This window comes from Flavobacterium psychrolimnae (assembly GCF_003312425.1).
Classification (GTDB): Bacteria; Bacteroidota; Bacteroidia; order Flavobacteriales; family Flavobacteriaceae; genus Flavobacterium; species Flavobacterium psychrolimnae.
Genome location: NZ_QNUX01000001.1, coordinates 42,853 through 59,359, shown reverse-complemented (window position 1 = coordinate 59,359; position 16,507 = coordinate 42,853). Strand labels below are relative to the sequence as shown.

Below are 16,507 nucleotides of genomic sequence, written 5' to 3'. Positions count from 1 at the left end.
CGGGTGTATTTTAGTTTAACACAGATATTACATTTAATTAGCGCTGTTTTTTTAGATTTTGAAAAGGAATAATTTATTGCGGATAATCATAGGAATTTATCAGGCTGTATTTTCGTTTTTTAAAAGCAAAAACCCTGAAATATAGATGTATAATTCAGGGCTTTTATTAAGGTTTTTTTTATGAATTGAATAATTTTTCTGCTTCATCCCAATTGACAACATTCCAGAAAGAAGCGATATAATCCGCTCGTCGGTTTTGATTTTTAAGATAATACGCGTGTTCCCAAACGTCCAATGCTAAAACAGGTTTTCCTTTTAGTCCTTTTCCTCGCAATCGCATCAATGGATTGTCTTGGTTTGCTGTGGAACCTATCACTAATTTTCCGTCTTGTACCACTAACCAAGCCCAGCCAGAACCAAATCTTTTCATGGAAGCATCACTAAATTGCTTTTTGAATTCGTCAAAAGAACCAAAAGTACTCATTATAGCATCTCCTAGTTTGCCTTTTGGAGTACCACCTCCGTTTGGTTTCATTAAACTCCAGAACAAACTGTGATTGTAATGCCCACCACCATTATTACGAATCGCTTCAGGGAATTTGGACATTTTTTCAAAGATATTTTCTAATGATTTTGAATGTTCCACTAAATTTTTGTCCAAAGTTTCTATGGCTTTATTCAAATTCGTCACATAAGCTTGATGATGCTTAGAATGATGAATTTCCATTGTAGCTTTATCAATATGTGGCTCTAAAGCATCATACGAATACGGTAATTTTGGAAGGCTGTAGTTTCCTTGAAAGTCGAAATTTTCCGGTTCCAAGACTTGATTTTCAGTTTTCAAATTGTTTTCAGCAGCTAATACTGAATTAAATAAGCTAGAACCAATAATTGTTCCTGTTGAAAGTATTGCTGTTTGTTTTAAAAAATTTCTTCGTGTATTGTTATTTTCCATAATTTGAAAATTTATCCTAAAAAGGTTATTAAAATAGAATATAAATTTAAACATTAAATGATAGGAATGGGTTAATAAAGACTTAAAATTTGGTTAGGTTTTTGCTTCTATTATGTTTAGAATATACAAAGAGCAAAGGAATTTTATAAAATCTATTTCTATTTGGTAAATAATATCTTTGTAATTTTGAAAGCAATACCATTTGAGATAATTCAAGGTGTTAACCATACTTTTCAATTATTAAAAACAAGTTTAAGAGTTAGGTTTTTTATTGAAAATAAAATATTAAAAATAGTTACAGAAATGAAACATAAAGAAATAGCAGTTTTGAGTTGGGGTTTATTAAAGCGAACTTATAATGAATTTGATGATGATAACGGATTTAAATTAAGTGCGTCACTTTCTTATTATACTATTTTTTCATTACCTCCATTATTGATTATTATTTTATCTATTTTTAGTTTTTTCTTTGGAAGAGAAGCTGTTACAGGAAGATTTTTTGGTCAAATTAACGGAATGGTAGGTAACGAAGCTGCTATCCAAATTCAGGAAACCATCAAGAATATTGAATTGTCTGACAGCGTTACATTTGCAACAATACTGGGAGGAATTATGTTATTAGTAGGAGCTTCGGGTGTATTTGCTGAAATACAAAGTTCTATTAATTCTATTTGGGGATTAAAAGCAAAACCGAATAAAGGAATTGTGAAATTCGTTCAAAACAGATTAATGTCGTTTTCTATGATTGCTTCTGTTGGGTTTTTGCTAATGGTAAGTTTAATGGTCAATACGGTAATGGACGTTGTCAATACGCGATTATTAGTTTATTTTCCAGACACAACGGTTTACATATTTTATGTTTTTAATATTTTAATATTATTTGTAACTACAACTATTTTGTTTGCTATTATTTTTAAAACGTTGCCTGATGGACATATTGCTTGGCGAGATGCATTGATAGGTTCCAGTTTTACTTCTTTTTTCTTTATGATAGGGAAATTTGCTATTGGTTTTTATTTAGGAAGCTCAACCGTTGCTACTGTTTACGGTGCGGCCGGATCCGTAATCATTATTTTAATTTGGGTTTATTATTCAGCTATAATCTTATATTTTGGAGCCGAATTTACTAAAGTGTATGCCAATGCCCATGGAAAAAAAATTATTCCAAATGCTTATGCTGTTGGAATAAAAGTAGAGGTTACAGAGATAAAGAAAAAAAAGACCGATGTCATTCCTGAAGATGAAAAATAATAAATTTAATTCTGGTCAATAAACAAATTCTACATAAATATTAAAATAAAACAAATGAAAAAAATAATTTTGTCACTGACACTATTTTGTTCGGTACTTATTTCTTGTAATTCCGTAAAAACGGCTAATAGTCAAAAAGCTGCATTGCAAGGTGCTTGGGAATTGAATTTTATATCAGGACCACGAATCGCCTTTTCTGGATTGTATCCAGACAATAAACCAACCATCACTTTTAACTTAAAAGATACAAGCGTTTCCGGAAAAAACAGTTGTAATAGTTATGCAGGGAAATTAAATGCTGATGAAAGTAAAATCAATTTCAAAGAACCTATGATGGTAACTAAAATGTTTTGTTCTGGTGAAGGTGAGAATGTTTACATGAATACCCTTCAAAAAATAGATTCTTATTCTGTTTCTGAAGATGGAAAAACGCTGAATTTTATAATGGGAGACATTGTAATGATGCGTTTTGAGAAAAAATAGATTATAGACTTTTGAATAAATAAAAAAACCGCCTTGTTTTCAGGAACAAGGCGGTTTAAAAAAAAAACTAAAAACTAATTTTTATTAGAAACAATATTCATTTTCAGCCACTAATTTTGCTGTAATTGTTTCTCTCAATGCCACTACATTTGGCATGTTTGTGTATTTTGTAAAACGACGTAATCCCATTAGCATCATACGTTGTTCATCGCCTTCGGCAAAAGAAATAATGCTTTCTTTTCCTTTTTGATTCACAATATCTACCGCTTTGTACAAATACAATTTTGCCATTGCAATTTGCTCTTGCACTTTATCTTCTCCTTCTTTTTTTGCTAGTTTTTCAGTACGCAAGATGGTACTTTCCGCCATATATACTTCGATTAACATATCTGAAGCTGCCATCAATAATTGTTGGTGAGCGTCTAGGTCTGCGCCAAATTTTTGAACAGCACTTCCGGCAACCATTAAAAATGATTTTTTTAAATTTCTAACGATTTCTTTTTCCTCAGCAAATAATTCAGAATAATCAGGTGTTTCAAAAGATGGAATTCCCATTAATTCTTCAGAAACTTTCATTGCAGGTCCTAATAAATCAACATGACCTTTCATCGCTTTTTTGATCAACATTCCAACTGAAAGCATTCTGTTGATTTCGTTTGTTCCTTCGTAAATACGTGCAATACGAGCATCTCTCCAAGCACTTTCCATCGGAGTATCCTCTGAGAATCCCATTCCACCAAAAATTTGGATTCCTTCATCGGCACAGTTTTGTACATCTTCAGAAACCGCTACTTTTAGGATAGAACACTCGATTGCATATTCCTCAACTCCTTTTAATTCTGCTTCTTGATGAGAAACTCCTTCGGCTTCACGAGCTGAAATTCTGTCTTCAATATCTTTGGCAGCACGGTAAGAAGCGCTTTCTCCAGCATAACAATTTGTAGCCATTTCTGCTAGTTTTGCGCGAATAGCACCAAACTGAGAAATTGCAGTATTGAATTGGATTCTTTCATTTGCATATTTCACTGAACCTGAAATAACTCTGCGTTGTGCATCCAAACAAGCAGCTGCTAATTTGATACGTCCTACGTTCAAAGCGTTCATGGCGATTTTGAAACCATTTCCTCTTTCTGATAACATGTTTTCAACAGGAACTTTCGTTTCATTGAAGAAAACCTGACGTGTAGAAGACGCACGAATACCTAATTTATGTTCTTCTTCACCCATTGAAATTCCGTTATCTGGAGTGTTTTCAAGGATAAAACCGGTAATGTTTTTGTCATCACCAATACGGGCGAAAACTATAAACAAAGAACAAAATCCTGCATTTGAAATCCACATTTTTTGTCCTGTGATTTTGTAATGTGTTCCATCTTCTGATAAAACGGCTTTTGTTTTTCCGGAATTAGCATCCGATCCTGCGCCTGGTTCTGTTAAACAATAGGCACCAAACCATTCGCCTGAAGCTAATTTAGGCACGTATTTTTGTTTTTGTTCTTCTGTTCCGTATAAAGTGATTGGCATTGTACCAATTCCGGTGTGTGCTCCAAAAGCAGTAGAGAATGAACCCGTTGCTCCCGAAATATAATCACAAACCAACATTGTGGAAACAAATCCCATTCCTAATCCGCCATAAGCCTCAGGAACTGCAACTCCTAAAAGTCCTAAGTCTCCTGCTTTTCTCATGGTTTCTTCTGTATAGGCGTAATCTTTTTTCTCAAAACGATCTTTATGTGCCCATAATTCTTTGTCTACAAACTCTTTTACAGAGTCGCGCATCATTAATTGCTCTTCCGAAAAATCTTCTGGAGTGAAGATATCTTCGCATTTGGTTTCTTTTACTAGGAATTGACCTCCTCTGGTTACGTCGCTCATGACTTTGTTTTTAGATGATAGATTTTAGAGTAAAGAATATAGAATATAGATTTTTAAAAATGAATCTATTTCAGACCATTTTGGAAACCCATTGTCATTCTTTGAAATTCTTCTACTTTCGTTTCTAATTGGTTAAATATTTGTTCGTTTATATATTTTCTATGTTTTGCTACTATTAGCTGTGTAATTAATTCAAATGAAGAGCCTAAAGAGATGTCTATGAAATGGCTAAATGATTTGTCAGTTCTTGAAGAACCTTCCGCAATATTACTAGGAATTGAGACAGAACATCGACTCAATTGTGAACTTAAATCAAATCTTTCATGTTTAGGAAAGGTTGATAGAATATCAGAAACGTCATTTGCAATTTGGATTCCAATTTGCCAGATTTTTAAATTTTTATAATTATGTCTCATTTTTTTTAGAAAATTGAAAAAAGAGAGCAGAAAAAGATTTTCCCTTATTCCAGATTAGATTGTTATTCAAAACTCTTTATTCCATATTTTCTCCTCAATATTCTAAATTCTCTGCTCTTTACTCTTTACTCTTTACTCTTTACTCTTTATTCTTTATTCTTTACTCTTTATTCTTTATTCTTTACTCTTTACTCTAAATTTTTAAAGCAACTCATAAATCCCAGCGCTTCCTTGGCCAGTTCCCACACACATACTCACAATTCCGTATTTGCTTCCTCTGCGTTGCATTTCATCGAATAATTGAACAGAAAGTTTAGCTCCGGTACAACCCAGTGGGTGACCTAATGCAATTGCTCCACCATTGACATTGATAATATCAGGATTTAGGTTTAGTTCTCTCGTTACTGCTAATGCTTGTGAGGCGAACGCTTCGTTTAACTCAATTAAATCAATATCATTCAATGTTAATCCCGCTTGCTTCAAGGCTTTTGGAATCGCTTTTACTGGTCCAATTCCCATGATTCTTGGTTCCACCCCAGCTGATGCAAAGTTTACCAAACGGGCAATAGGAGTAAGGTTCAATTCTTTTACCATTTCTTCGCTCATAATTAGAACAAATGCTGCTCCATCACTCATTTGAGAAGAGTTTCCTGCCGTTACGCTTCCGTTCGCTTCAAAAACTGGTCTTAAACCTGCCAAAGCTTCTACAGAAGTTCCTGCTCTAGGACCTTCATCTTTATTTACGATATACGATTTAGTCTCTTTTTTACCATTTTCATTGATAAACGTTTGTTCCACAGTAATAGGAACAATTTGTTTGTCAAATTTGCCTTCAGCTTGTGCTTTAAGGGCTTTCATGTGTGAGTTATAAGCAAACTCATCTTGGTCCGCACGAGATACATTGAATTGTTTGGCAACCGCTTCCGCAGTTAGTCCCATTCCCCAATAGTAATCTTCGTTTCCAGCTTTTGCAACAGCGTAATCCGGTGTCGGTTTGTAACCTCCCATTGGAATAAAACTCATGCTTTCGGCTCCACCTGCAATGATACAATCCGCCATTCCAGACTGGATTTTGGCTGTAGCCATACCAATTGTTTCTAAACCTGACGCGCAATAACGGTTTACGGTTACACCCGGAACATCTTCGATTTTCAATCCCATTAAGGAAATTAATCGTCCCACGTTTAGTCCTTGTTCTGCTTCCGGCATCGCATTTCCCACCATAACGTCGTCAATACGTTTTTTGTCGAAATCAGGCAACTCATTCATCATAAACTGAATCGTTTCTGCTGCCAATTCATCAGGGCGTTTAAATCTAAACACGCCTTTTGGAGCTTTCCCCACGGCTGTTCTGTATGCTTTTACTATATAGGCTGTTTTCATTTTTTTTCTTTTAAGAGTTGAGAATATAGAGAATAGAATATTTTAAATCTATAATCTATTCTCTTTGTTCTATTTTCTAATTACGTAGCGGTTTCCCTTTCGTTAACATAAACTGGATTCTCTCCAATGTTTTTCTTTCGGTACACAAAGACAAGAAAGCTTCACGTTCCAAATCCAATAAATATTGTTCGGTTACTAAAGTTGGTTCAGATAAATCACCACCAGCCATTACATAAGCCAGTTTGTTAGCGATTTTCTTGTCATGTTCCGAGATGTATTTTCCGGCTTCCATTTGGTCAGTTCCTACTAAGAACATTCCCAAAGCTTGTTTTCCAAGAACTTTCACATCGCTTCTGCGAATTGGTTGTGTGTAACCTGCTTCTGCCATTAGTAAAGCGTGTTTCTTCGCTTCGGCAATCTGACGGTCTTTGTTGACTACGATGATATCTTTCCCTTGTTGTAAAAGTCCGGTATCAAAAGCTTCGTAACCTGAAGTAGATACTTTTGCCATAGCAATTGTCAAGAAATATTCTTGCAATACGTTCAATTCCACGTCATTTTTATGGAATAAATCTGCTGCACGCAATGCCATTTCTTTCGATCCTCCACCGCCAGGAATTACCCCAACACCAAATTCTACCAATCCCATATACGTTTCTGCTGCAGCAACAACTTTGTCAGCATGCAAACTCATTTCGCATCCACCACCAAAAGTCATTCCGTGTGGCGCAACTACAACTGGAATTCCGGAGTAACGTACGCGCATCATCGTGTCTTGGAACATTTTGATCGCCATATTCAACTCATCGTATTCTTGCTCGACTGCCATCATGAAAATCATTCCGATATTAGCTCCAACAGAGAAATTCGCTGCTTGATTTCCAATAACTAGACCTTGATATTCTTTTTCAGATAAGTCAATGGCTTTATTGATAGCTTGTAAAACATCGCCGCCAATCGTATTCATTTTAGATTGGAATTCTAAATTCAAAATTCCGTCTCCTAAGTCTTGTATAATCGCTCCACTATTGCTCCACACTTTTTTGCTTTCGCGAATGTTGTTCAGGATGATAAATGAATCCTGACCAGGAATTTTAGTTTGCGATTTTGTAGGGATATTGTAGAAAAAAGTTGCCCCTTCTTTTATAGAATAAAAACTAGTACTTCCAGAAGCTAACATTTCAGTAACCCAAGCAGCTGGCTCAAGACCTTCCGCTTTCATGATTTCAATTCCTTTTTCGACACCAATGGCATCCCAAATTTCGAAAGGACCATTTTCCCATCCAAAACCGGCTTTCATTGCATCGTCAATTTTGTATAATTCATCTGAGATTTCAGGAATTCTGTTGGAAACATAAGCAAACATTCCAGAAAAACTTTTTCTGTAAAATTCTCCTGCTTTGTCTTTTCCTTTTACCAAAACTTTAAAACGGTCAATTGGTTTATCAATTGTTTTTGTCAGTTCCAAAGTAGCGAATGAAGCTTTTTTAGCAGCACGGTATTCTAAAGTATCTAAATCCAAAGACAGAATATCCTTGTCTACTTTTTTGTAAAAACCTTGACCTGTTTTGCTACCCAACCATTTGTTTTCCATCATTTTGTTGACGAAATCTGGTAATTTAAACAAATCGTGTTGTTCGTCATTCGGACAATTTTCATAGATTCCGTTGGCAACGTGTACCAAAGTATCCAATCCAACTACGTCAACCGTTCTGAAAGTAGCCGATTTTGGTCTTCCAATAACTGGACCAGTCAATTTATCCACTTCTTCAATCGTTAATCCCATTTCTTTAACCAAATGAAACAAACTTTGAATCCCGTAAATCCCGATTCGGTTACCAATAAATGCCGGAGTATCTTTGGCCACGACCGAAGTTTTCCCTAAGAATCTTGAACCATAATCAGTTAGGAAATCCAAAACTTCCGATGCTGTTTGTGGACCAGGAATGATTTCGAATAATTTTAAATAACGCGCAGGGTTAAAAAAGTGTGTCCCGCAGAAATGCTTTTGGAAATCTTCGCTTCTTCCTTCACTCATAAAGTGAATTGGAATTCCAGAAGTGTTTGAAGTCACTAAGGTTCCCGGTTTTCTAAATTTCTCAATTTGTTCAAAAACCATTTTCTTGATGTCCAAACGTTCCACTACAACCTCAATAATCCAATCCACAGTAGCGATCTTCGCCATGTCATCAGTAGTATTTCCAGTTGTGATTCTGCTTGCAAATTTCTGACTGTAAATAGGAGAGGGTTTCGATTTCAGGGAATTAGCCAAATGCTCATTTACCAATCGGTTTCTAACGATTTTGCTTTCTAAAGTCAGTCCTTTTTTAGCTTCCGCTTCGGTAAGTTCTCTTGGAACAATGTCTAATAATAGGACTTCGACTCCAATGTTAGCAAAATGGCAGGCAATTCCTGAACCCATAATTCCGGATCCAATTACTGCAACTTTTTTAATTGTGCGTTTCATATAAATAATATTTGATTTTCATTAGAAAACAACAGCGCTATTTTATTGATGGGAATCAATTTTAGTAGTGTCATTCTCTGTTTTTTCAGTTTGTTCCGCCAGTTCGCTGACGCTCGTATGTGTAAATATATTTTTGTCTTGAATCAATTCATTGATGGTTTCCGCAACTTCTATAAAATGCTGCAGTTTTTCTGCCGAAATAGTTTGTTTGACCGTTTCATTAAATTTCAACACGGTATTTTTTGACAATTCTCTTTTTTCTTTACCAAAATCCGTCAGGTAAATCAAAACCCCACGGCCATCCACAGGGTTTTTCTTGCGAATGATTAAGCCTTTTTCCTCCATAGATTTCAGCGTTCTAGTCAGACTCGTAGCTTCCATTCCCATTTTTGGACCTAACGAGGTCGATGGCGTTCCACCTTCCTTATCAATACTCAATAAAGCGAAACCAGTAGCCATGCTCGCATCGTATTTCGATGCTTCTTCATTATACATTCTGGCCACTGCTTGCCAGGTGGCACGTAAAATATAATCTATCGTTTTATCTTTCATAAGTAACTATATCGATTTCAAATATAATAAAAAATACTATGCATGCATAATATATTAAAATATTTTTTTGTTAAAAAGCATTAAATATAAAAAATCCCCGCTGAAATAGAGGAGATTATACCGTTTTTTAAGAGTAATTAATATTTTTTGGGCGTATCCCTGCGGGTCGGGCTCTTCGTTGTATCTTTTATAAATTCCCAATCCCGAAGCTTCGGGATGAGGATTTATAAAAGGATGCCACTTCCATCCCTTACGCGAATCCTAATAAGGAGAATGATTAGGGATTGTAGTATAATTGTTGGGATTATGGGTTTACGTAATTGTAAGTAGTTTATTATAGTTATATTTGAGGGAAATTGGAATAATGAAAAATTAAAATATTATGGAACCGATCACAATGGCAATCATTACACCTTTTTTACTTGAATTAGGAAAAAAAGGTATTGAAAAATTTACTGAAAAAGGATTTGAGAGTGTTTCAGAAGAAGCAATTAGCTGGTTTAAATCTTTGTTTTTTAAAGATGATAAACCAAAGAAAGTATTGTTAGAACTTCAAGAAGATCCTGGAAATAAAGAAAAGCTCAATATAGTGAAGGTGATAATCGAAAACTCTCTCGAAGATAATCTTAAATTTGAAAACTTTTTAAAAGAGATTATTGAAAAAATACCAAAAATCGAGAATACTATTTCTTATAGTAAAAATGTAAATACTGGAAATGTAAATACTAGAGGAGGTGATTTCAGAATTGGGGATGATTATGGAAATTAAAAATTTAAATACAGGAACAATTCATGCCAATAATGCTAATATTGGAGACACTTATAATGTAACAAATGTAATTGAAGGCTTGGCTTTTCTTCTGTCTGATTATCAAGCACAAATTAAAAACATTAACAGATTGATTTTGGAATTTAAACCAATAACTGCACTTGATTTACTTATTGATTTAGAAAAACGTATTACAGAGACTAATATACCAAATGATAATAAAATATCTAGTAAAATACTTTTTCTAAAAGCACTTTGTAAAAGAGAATTAGAGAATTTTTCAAAAGAAGAATCTGCATTAGATTTCATTAAAGCCTACAATCTAAATAAGGAAGATGAGGAATTAAAAACTAGAGCTTGTATCGAATATCTAAATATATCAGATAGAAAAAATGCAATAGATTTAGCTGATAATATTTTAAATTTAGATAATTATAATCTTACAGCATGGTTTGTAAAATCGGTAACATCGGATGATATTAAATCTTTTTTACAATCTCTTCCTAAAGTCGTTTTTAATAATTACAATTTCCAGCAAAATATAATTTTTAACCTATTAGGAGGAAAACTAAAAAGGTTCAACGATTTGAATAATTATGGTCTTCAATTATCATTTGATTTTGAAAAATACAAAGTAGTTACCTTTGAAAATAAACAAGGATGGATAATTACACTCGATCTATTAGTTACTTCGATTATTAATAAAACTGCAATTAAATACATATCTGGAGAAAACTTCATTATTGAAAATGACCCTGAAATAATTGAGGCAATAAGTCTGCTAGATGTTTATACAAAAAGCTTAGAGTCTACAGAAATTTCATATACTTCAAAACATCAAAAATTTTACTTGAATTATCTAAAATATTTGAATTCCAATGATGATATGTCTTTTAATTCGTTGGGTGAGCTATATAAAGAATTAGGAAAACCTCAATGGATTTACACTCGTTTCTATTGTCAATTAGCAAATCATAAAAAAGAGTTTCAATTATCTTTAGACTGTTTAGTGGAATACGAAAAATTGAAAGGTGAATTGCATTCAGAATTCTATCTTTTTAAATCTGTTGTACTTCATTTTCTTTCAAGACATGATGAAGTAAATAGCCTTTATGATAATTACTTAAAATCATTAGATGTCATCGATGAAAACCACTTATTTAACTTGATAAATGCCTTCTTTAATATTCAGCAACATTTTGATGATAAAAGCAAGTTTATATTTCAACTTGAAAAAGTTTTAGATAGGAAATTCGCTTTTGATGATTTAAAAGTATTGTTAAAAGTAACTGTTGAATTAATATACATAAGAAAGTATGATAGAGAAGAAATTTTAGCTTCTTTAAATTCTATTAAAAATAATAATTTATTTGATAATAATTGTAAAAATCTCATTGCTGAAAATTTGAATCAACTTGGCAAACCTCTTGAATCATTAAATTTCATGGATACTTATATTGATAAAACCATTGTATCCGAATCACTTAAATTGTATATATTTTTTCTTCACAACTTGTTACAAAGTAAAGAAGACACGCCAAAAGGGAAAGGTAATGAATTAATAAAATTATTGAAGTTTTGGAGAGAGAAGAGCAGCTATATTGATGAAGATTTATTGCGTATTGAGCATGATCTATTCGAAAAAATAAATGATTTAGATAATCTTGAAGAAATAGACTACTTACTTTATAGTAATTTTCCAGAGAATCTTAATTATTTATACTTTTATCTAGCAGTACTTGAGAAAAAATCCAATTTTGATAAAATTAAAAAACTTTCAATCGTAATTCCTAATATTTACGAGGAAGAAAGAATAGGTATTGCAATTAGTGGAATCCTATTAAGAAATAAAAATAACACTAAAAAAGGATTTGAAATTTTATACAATTTAGCAATAGATTATAATAATACGGAAGCAAGACAAAACTATTTTGGCGGTTCATTATTATTTAAAGAACATTTTAAAAATTATGATTCAGTTGAGTTAGGTCACTGGGTAATTCATAATGTTGATGGAAAAAAAGAAAAAAGAAAAATTTTAAAATCAGAAGGAATTCAAAAAGATTTTTTAGGTAAAAAAATAGGTGAAAAATTCACTAATGTTAATACCTTAATGAACAAAGAAAGTACAATTGAAATAATCGAAATATTCAATGATGCATTAAATCTATATAGAGATATAACAATTGAAGCTGAAAATCCTATAAATGAATTAGGATTTCGATCCTTAGAAATTCCTGCGGATATAAACGATTTTTCAAAATTTCTAGTTGAACAATTTGGTACCAATGGAACTGAAGAAAAAATCATAGCCGATAAAGGTTTAGATGATTATTATAACTATCGAATTGGGTTTCTATCCGTTGTAAGTGCAGTATTTAAGAGCAAATTTGTTGATGCTTATTTACATTTGACGAGCAGTAAAAATGCTAGATTCACTACGATACCAAATATAATTACTGGGGATATAGATAAAGAAAATCATAAAGTTCAATTTGCTTTGGATTTCAGCTCATTAATGTTATTCTATTATTTGGAAAAAGAATTAAAATTTAAATTTAAACATAAATTTATTGTTTCTAAGAATAAAAAATTTCAAATAGAAAATGAAGTTTCTGTAATAACAAATTCGCCAGAATCAACTTTAAGTGTTAATATAACTTCTGAAGGTATTGTAAATCATATTTATCCGGAAGGTATTAACAACAAGAGAATAGATTTTTTAAAATCAATAATAGATTGGATTGAGATTAATTGTGATATTGATTTAGTGGCAGAGAAATTAGATGTGGTTTTAAAACTTACTAAAAACGAAGGTAAACTAGAAAGGTCTATTATGAACAATCTTATTGATTCATTGCATCTTTCAATAAGAGAAAATCATAGATTAATTAGTAGTGATGTTTCTGCATATTTATTAAAGGCAAATAAAATCAACAATAATTATTTAAATCCAGAAAAATATCTTTTAACCTATTATCCAGAAAAATGTAATTCAGAGTTTTATAGATTTTTGTTAAAAGCAAATTATTTGGGAATTGACATAAATCTTGAAACATTAAAAAATGAATTTTCAGATTTATTAGCTAATAAAGAGAATTACTATGAGTTATGTCTTGAGAATTTGCAATTTTCGATAAATGGTAATTCAGATATTACTATTATGTTAAGTAAGTTTTTAAAAGAATTGTATTTATTACAGACATTAACAATTGAATCTAAAAATAATTATGCTTCAAAGATTATAAGTAATGCTATTTATGGTATGCCTAATGAAACTATTTTAAAATTCAGTGAAAATATATTCTTAGAGTTTAAACTATTCGTTAATTTTTATGATGAAGTAATAAATATATTTCTTACTGTAATTAATCCTAGAAATAGTAATTAAATATTTTTTCTAAGACTTCCTAAACGCCCCATTATCCACATCTTTCAAGAACTTAATCACGCCCGGAAAGTAGGTTTTTGGGTCATCGTATTGCGAAAGGTGGCTTCCGTTAGGGCAAAATAAGAAACGTCCGTTTTGGACTTCGTTTGCAATCCATTTCATGTGTTCGGGATCCATTGTGTCGTATTTAGAACCAATACTCAACGTAGGAACGGTCAAAGTTTTTAGTCTGGCTTTGACATCCCAATTTTTAAGGGTCGCATTTCCAGTGATGCCAAATTCACTGTGGCCTTGCATAAACACATATACATTAGGATTAATGTGCTTGAAACATCTGTTGATGGATTCCGGCAATTCTTCGAGAGGCATTCTCAAAACATGTTCGGTGTAGTAATATTTGAACAGTAATTCGCTGTATTTTGGATTATCAAAATCATTATTATTCTCGATATCCTGCAATTGTTTTAGGATTTTTGGATCCATTTGCGGTGCTAGAACGTCTTTTGCGTAAGCATTATATTCCGCTGCACTCGCCATCATATTAGAGATAATCAAGCCTTTTAGATTCTTTTGGTATTTCAGAGCGTATTCCATTGCGAGGATTCCGCCCCAAGATTGTCCCATCAGGTAAAAATTTGAACTGTCTAAGCCTAATGCGATGCGTACTTGCTCAACTTCTTCTACAAAACGGTCATTGGTCCATAAACTGTTGTCATTAGGTTGGTCGCTGTAATACGAGCCCAACTGGTCGTAATAAATGTATTCAATGCTTTCGTTAGGGAAATAACCATCGAATGCCTCGTATAATTCATGTGTCAAACCGGGACCGCCGTGTAGCAACAACACTTTTATTTTAGGATTGTTGCCCACTCGTTTAGTCCAGACTTTAAACGTGCCTTTTGGTGTTTGAATCGGAATCATTTTGATACCGCCCGTGAGTTGGTCGTCCCGTTTAGAGAAATCTAAATAATTTGCTTTTATAGGATCTTCCTTTGGTTTTTCCTGACAATTAGAGAAAAAGAACACACTGATAACGGAGCAAATTAAGAATTTTAGTTTCATAACGGAACGGTTTTATAACGGCTAGTTGTAGATTTTATGGAATAAATCAATGTATTTTTCCATTACTATTTTTCGTTTCAGTTTCAGGGTAGGTGTAAGCTGTCCGCCTTCCACAGACCATAAATCCGGTGTTAACTCAAAACGTTTTATTTTCTCCCAGTTTCCGAATTTTTCGTTCAGATTGTCCACTTCCAACTGGATTCTTTCGATTACTTTTTCGTTGGCAATTATTTCTTCATTGCTTTTTCCAATGTCGATTCCGTGGATAACGGCCCATTCTTTGATAAAATCAAAACTTGGCTGAATAAAGGCCGCCGGCATTTTTTGCCCGTCACCAATAACCATGATTTGTTCAATGAAACGGGATTGTTTCATCGTATTTTCAATTAATTGTGGCGCTATGTATTTTCCTCCTGAGGTTTTGAACATTTCTTTTTTACGATCGGTGATTTTCAAGAATCCATCTTCGTCAAAAATTCCAATATCTCCCGTATGGAAAAATCCGTCCGTGATTACTTCGTTTGTTAATTTTTCATCTTTGAAATAACCCATCATTACGTTAGGCCCTTTACAAAGGATTTCGCCGTCTTCAGCAATAATAACTTCTACATTATCGATTACTTTACCCACAGTTCCTACTCTGAAACCACCATTTCTGATGTCATTTACAGAGATTACGGGAGAAGTTTCAGTTAATCCGTAGCCTTCCATAACCGGAATTTCGGCAGCGGCAAAAATGCGAGCTAATCTTGGTTGCAAAGCAGCACTTCCGGAAACCATTAAATCCAGGTTTCCACCCAAACCTTCTTTCCATTTGCTGAAAATCAGTTTGCGCGCAATTTTAAGTTGGAATTCGTACCAAAATCCATTTTTGCCATACGGCTCATAGATTAAACCTAAGTCAATCGCCCAAAAGAATAATTTCTTTTTGATGCCGGTTAACTCCGTTCCTTTGGCATAAATTTTATCATATACTTTTTCTAAAAGTCTTGGAACAGCTGTAATTACTGTTGGTTTCACTTCCTTGATGTTGTCACTGATTTTTTCAATGGATTCTCCAAAATAAATGGAAACACCATAATATTGGTATAAATACAAAATCATTCTTTCGAAAATATGGCAAATAGGAAGGAAGCTCAAAGCGCGGCTTTTTCCGGCTTCAAATGGAATTCTAGAAGCACTGTCCAATACATTTGACACAATATTTTTGTGCGAAAGCATAACTCCTTTTGGTCTTCCTGTTGTTCCCGAAGTATAAATTATAGTCGCTAAATCTTCAGTTTTTACGTTGTTCTTACGTTGTTCTACTTCGTCTTGATTTCCGGTGTCTACACCAAGAACCAACAAATCATTCCAGTTGGTACAACCTTCAATTTCGTTAAACGAATACACTTCTTTAAGCGTAGGAACTTTATGTTTGATTATGTTTACTTTTCGAAGCACCTCAGCATCCGATACGAAACAATAAATTGAACCGGAATGGTTCAAAATGTATTCGTAATCTTCCTCGGAAATGGTAGGATAAATGGGAACAGTTTGCGCTCCGGTTTGCAGTACACCAATGTCCATAACATTCCATTCGGTCCTGTTATTAGAGGAAATGATGGCAATTTTATCGTCTTTTTGAACGCCCAATCGGAGTAGTGCTCTCGAAATGGCATTTGCTTTAGCTATATATTCTTGGGTCGATGTTTTTACCCAGACACCATTCTGTTTGCTTACTAAAGCATCCGGAATGTTATTGTATTTTTCTTGCTGATAATAAGGGAAATCGAAGAGGCGGGTGATATTTATCATTATGGATAATATTGGATTTGCTTGCAAATTAAAAAAAAAATAGGGATAAATTTTAAAAATTGGAAATTATATCGCAAAATTTTGAACGCATTGTTGATTATCAACG

The 16,507-nt window shown here is 33.3% G+C and carries 12 protein-coding genes; 4 read left to right on the top strand and 8 right to left on the bottom strand.

Annotation, left to right across the window (positions count from 1 at the left end):
• Positions 1-178 precede the first annotated feature (178 nt).
• Entirely contained in the window at positions 179-823 is a 645-nt protein-coding gene (locus tag DR980_RS00225) for a superoxide dismutase (RefSeq protein ID WP_244199240.1), read from the bottom strand.
• Positions 824-1,258: 435 nt separating this feature from the next.
• Between DR980_RS00225 and DR980_RS00220 the strand changes: the two genes are divergently transcribed.
• Both DR980_RS00220 and DR980_RS00215 read left to right on the top strand, forming a co-directional pair.
• Positions 1,259-2,206 (top strand): YihY/virulence factor BrkB family protein, encoded by a 948-nt coding sequence (locus DR980_RS00220; protein WP_113633620.1) that lies wholly within the window; start codon positions 1,259-1,261, stop codon positions 2,204-2,206.
• Positions 2,207-2,260: 54 nt separating this feature from the next.
• Positions 2,261-2,689: an META domain-containing protein gene (locus DR980_RS00215; protein WP_113633262.1), complete on the top strand. Its 429-nt coding sequence runs from the start codon at positions 2,261-2,263 to the stop codon at positions 2,687-2,689.
• Between the two features lie 84 nt (positions 2,690-2,773).
• On the opposite strand, the gene DR980_RS00210 is transcribed toward DR980_RS00215, so the two are convergent.
• From DR980_RS00210 to DR980_RS00190, 5 genes are all read right to left on the bottom strand, one after another.
• A complete protein-coding gene (locus tag DR980_RS00210; protein ID WP_113633261.1) occupies positions 2,774-4,564 on the bottom strand; it encodes an acyl-CoA dehydrogenase family protein in 1,791 nt (596 codons plus the stop codon).
• A 65-nt stretch (positions 4,565-4,629) separates the two neighbouring features.
• A complete protein-coding gene (locus DR980_RS00205) occupies positions 4,630-4,980 on the bottom strand; it encodes a four helix bundle protein (RefSeq protein ID WP_113633260.1) in 351 nt (116 codons plus the stop codon).
• Positions 4,981-5,181: 201 nt separating this feature from the next.
• Entirely contained in the window at positions 5,182-6,363 is a 1,182-nt protein-coding gene (locus tag DR980_RS00200) for an acetyl-CoA C-acyltransferase (protein WP_113633259.1), read from the bottom strand.
• 76 nt (positions 6,364-6,439) lie between these two features.
• Positions 6,440-8,830, bottom strand: a complete 2,391-nt coding sequence (locus DR980_RS00195; RefSeq protein ID WP_113633258.1) for a 3-hydroxyacyl-CoA dehydrogenase/enoyl-CoA hydratase family protein — start codon at positions 8,828-8,830, stop codon at positions 6,440-6,442.
• Positions 8,831-8,872: 42 nt separating this feature from the next.
• A complete protein-coding gene (locus tag DR980_RS00190) occupies positions 8,873-9,382 on the bottom strand; it encodes a MarR family winged helix-turn-helix transcriptional regulator (protein WP_113633257.1) in 510 nt (169 codons plus the stop codon).
• Between the two features lie 397 nt (positions 9,383-9,779).
• Between DR980_RS00190 and DR980_RS00185 the strand changes: the two genes are divergently transcribed.
• Positions 9,780-10,151: a hypothetical protein gene (locus DR980_RS00185; RefSeq protein ID WP_146779204.1), complete on the top strand. Its 372-nt coding sequence runs from the start codon at positions 9,780-9,782 to the stop codon at positions 10,149-10,151.
• Entirely contained in the window at positions 10,141-13,542 is a 3,402-nt protein-coding gene (locus DR980_RS00180; protein WP_146779203.1) for a PIN domain-containing protein, read from the top strand. The genes DR980_RS00185 and DR980_RS00180 overlap by 11 nt, the downstream gene beginning before the upstream one ends.
• Positions 13,543-13,551: 9 nt before the next feature.
• On the opposite strand, the gene DR980_RS00175 is transcribed toward DR980_RS00180, so the two are convergent.
• Positions 13,552-14,604, bottom strand: a complete 1,053-nt coding sequence (locus tag DR980_RS00175; protein WP_113633254.1) for a proline iminopeptidase-family hydrolase — start codon at positions 14,602-14,604, stop codon at positions 13,552-13,554.
• A 21-nt stretch (positions 14,605-14,625) separates the two neighbouring features.
• Positions 14,626-16,401, bottom strand: a complete 1,776-nt coding sequence (locus DR980_RS00170) for an AMP-dependent synthetase/ligase (RefSeq protein WP_113633253.1) — start codon at positions 16,399-16,401, stop codon at positions 14,626-14,628.
• Between the last annotated feature and the right edge of the window lie 106 nt (positions 16,402-16,507).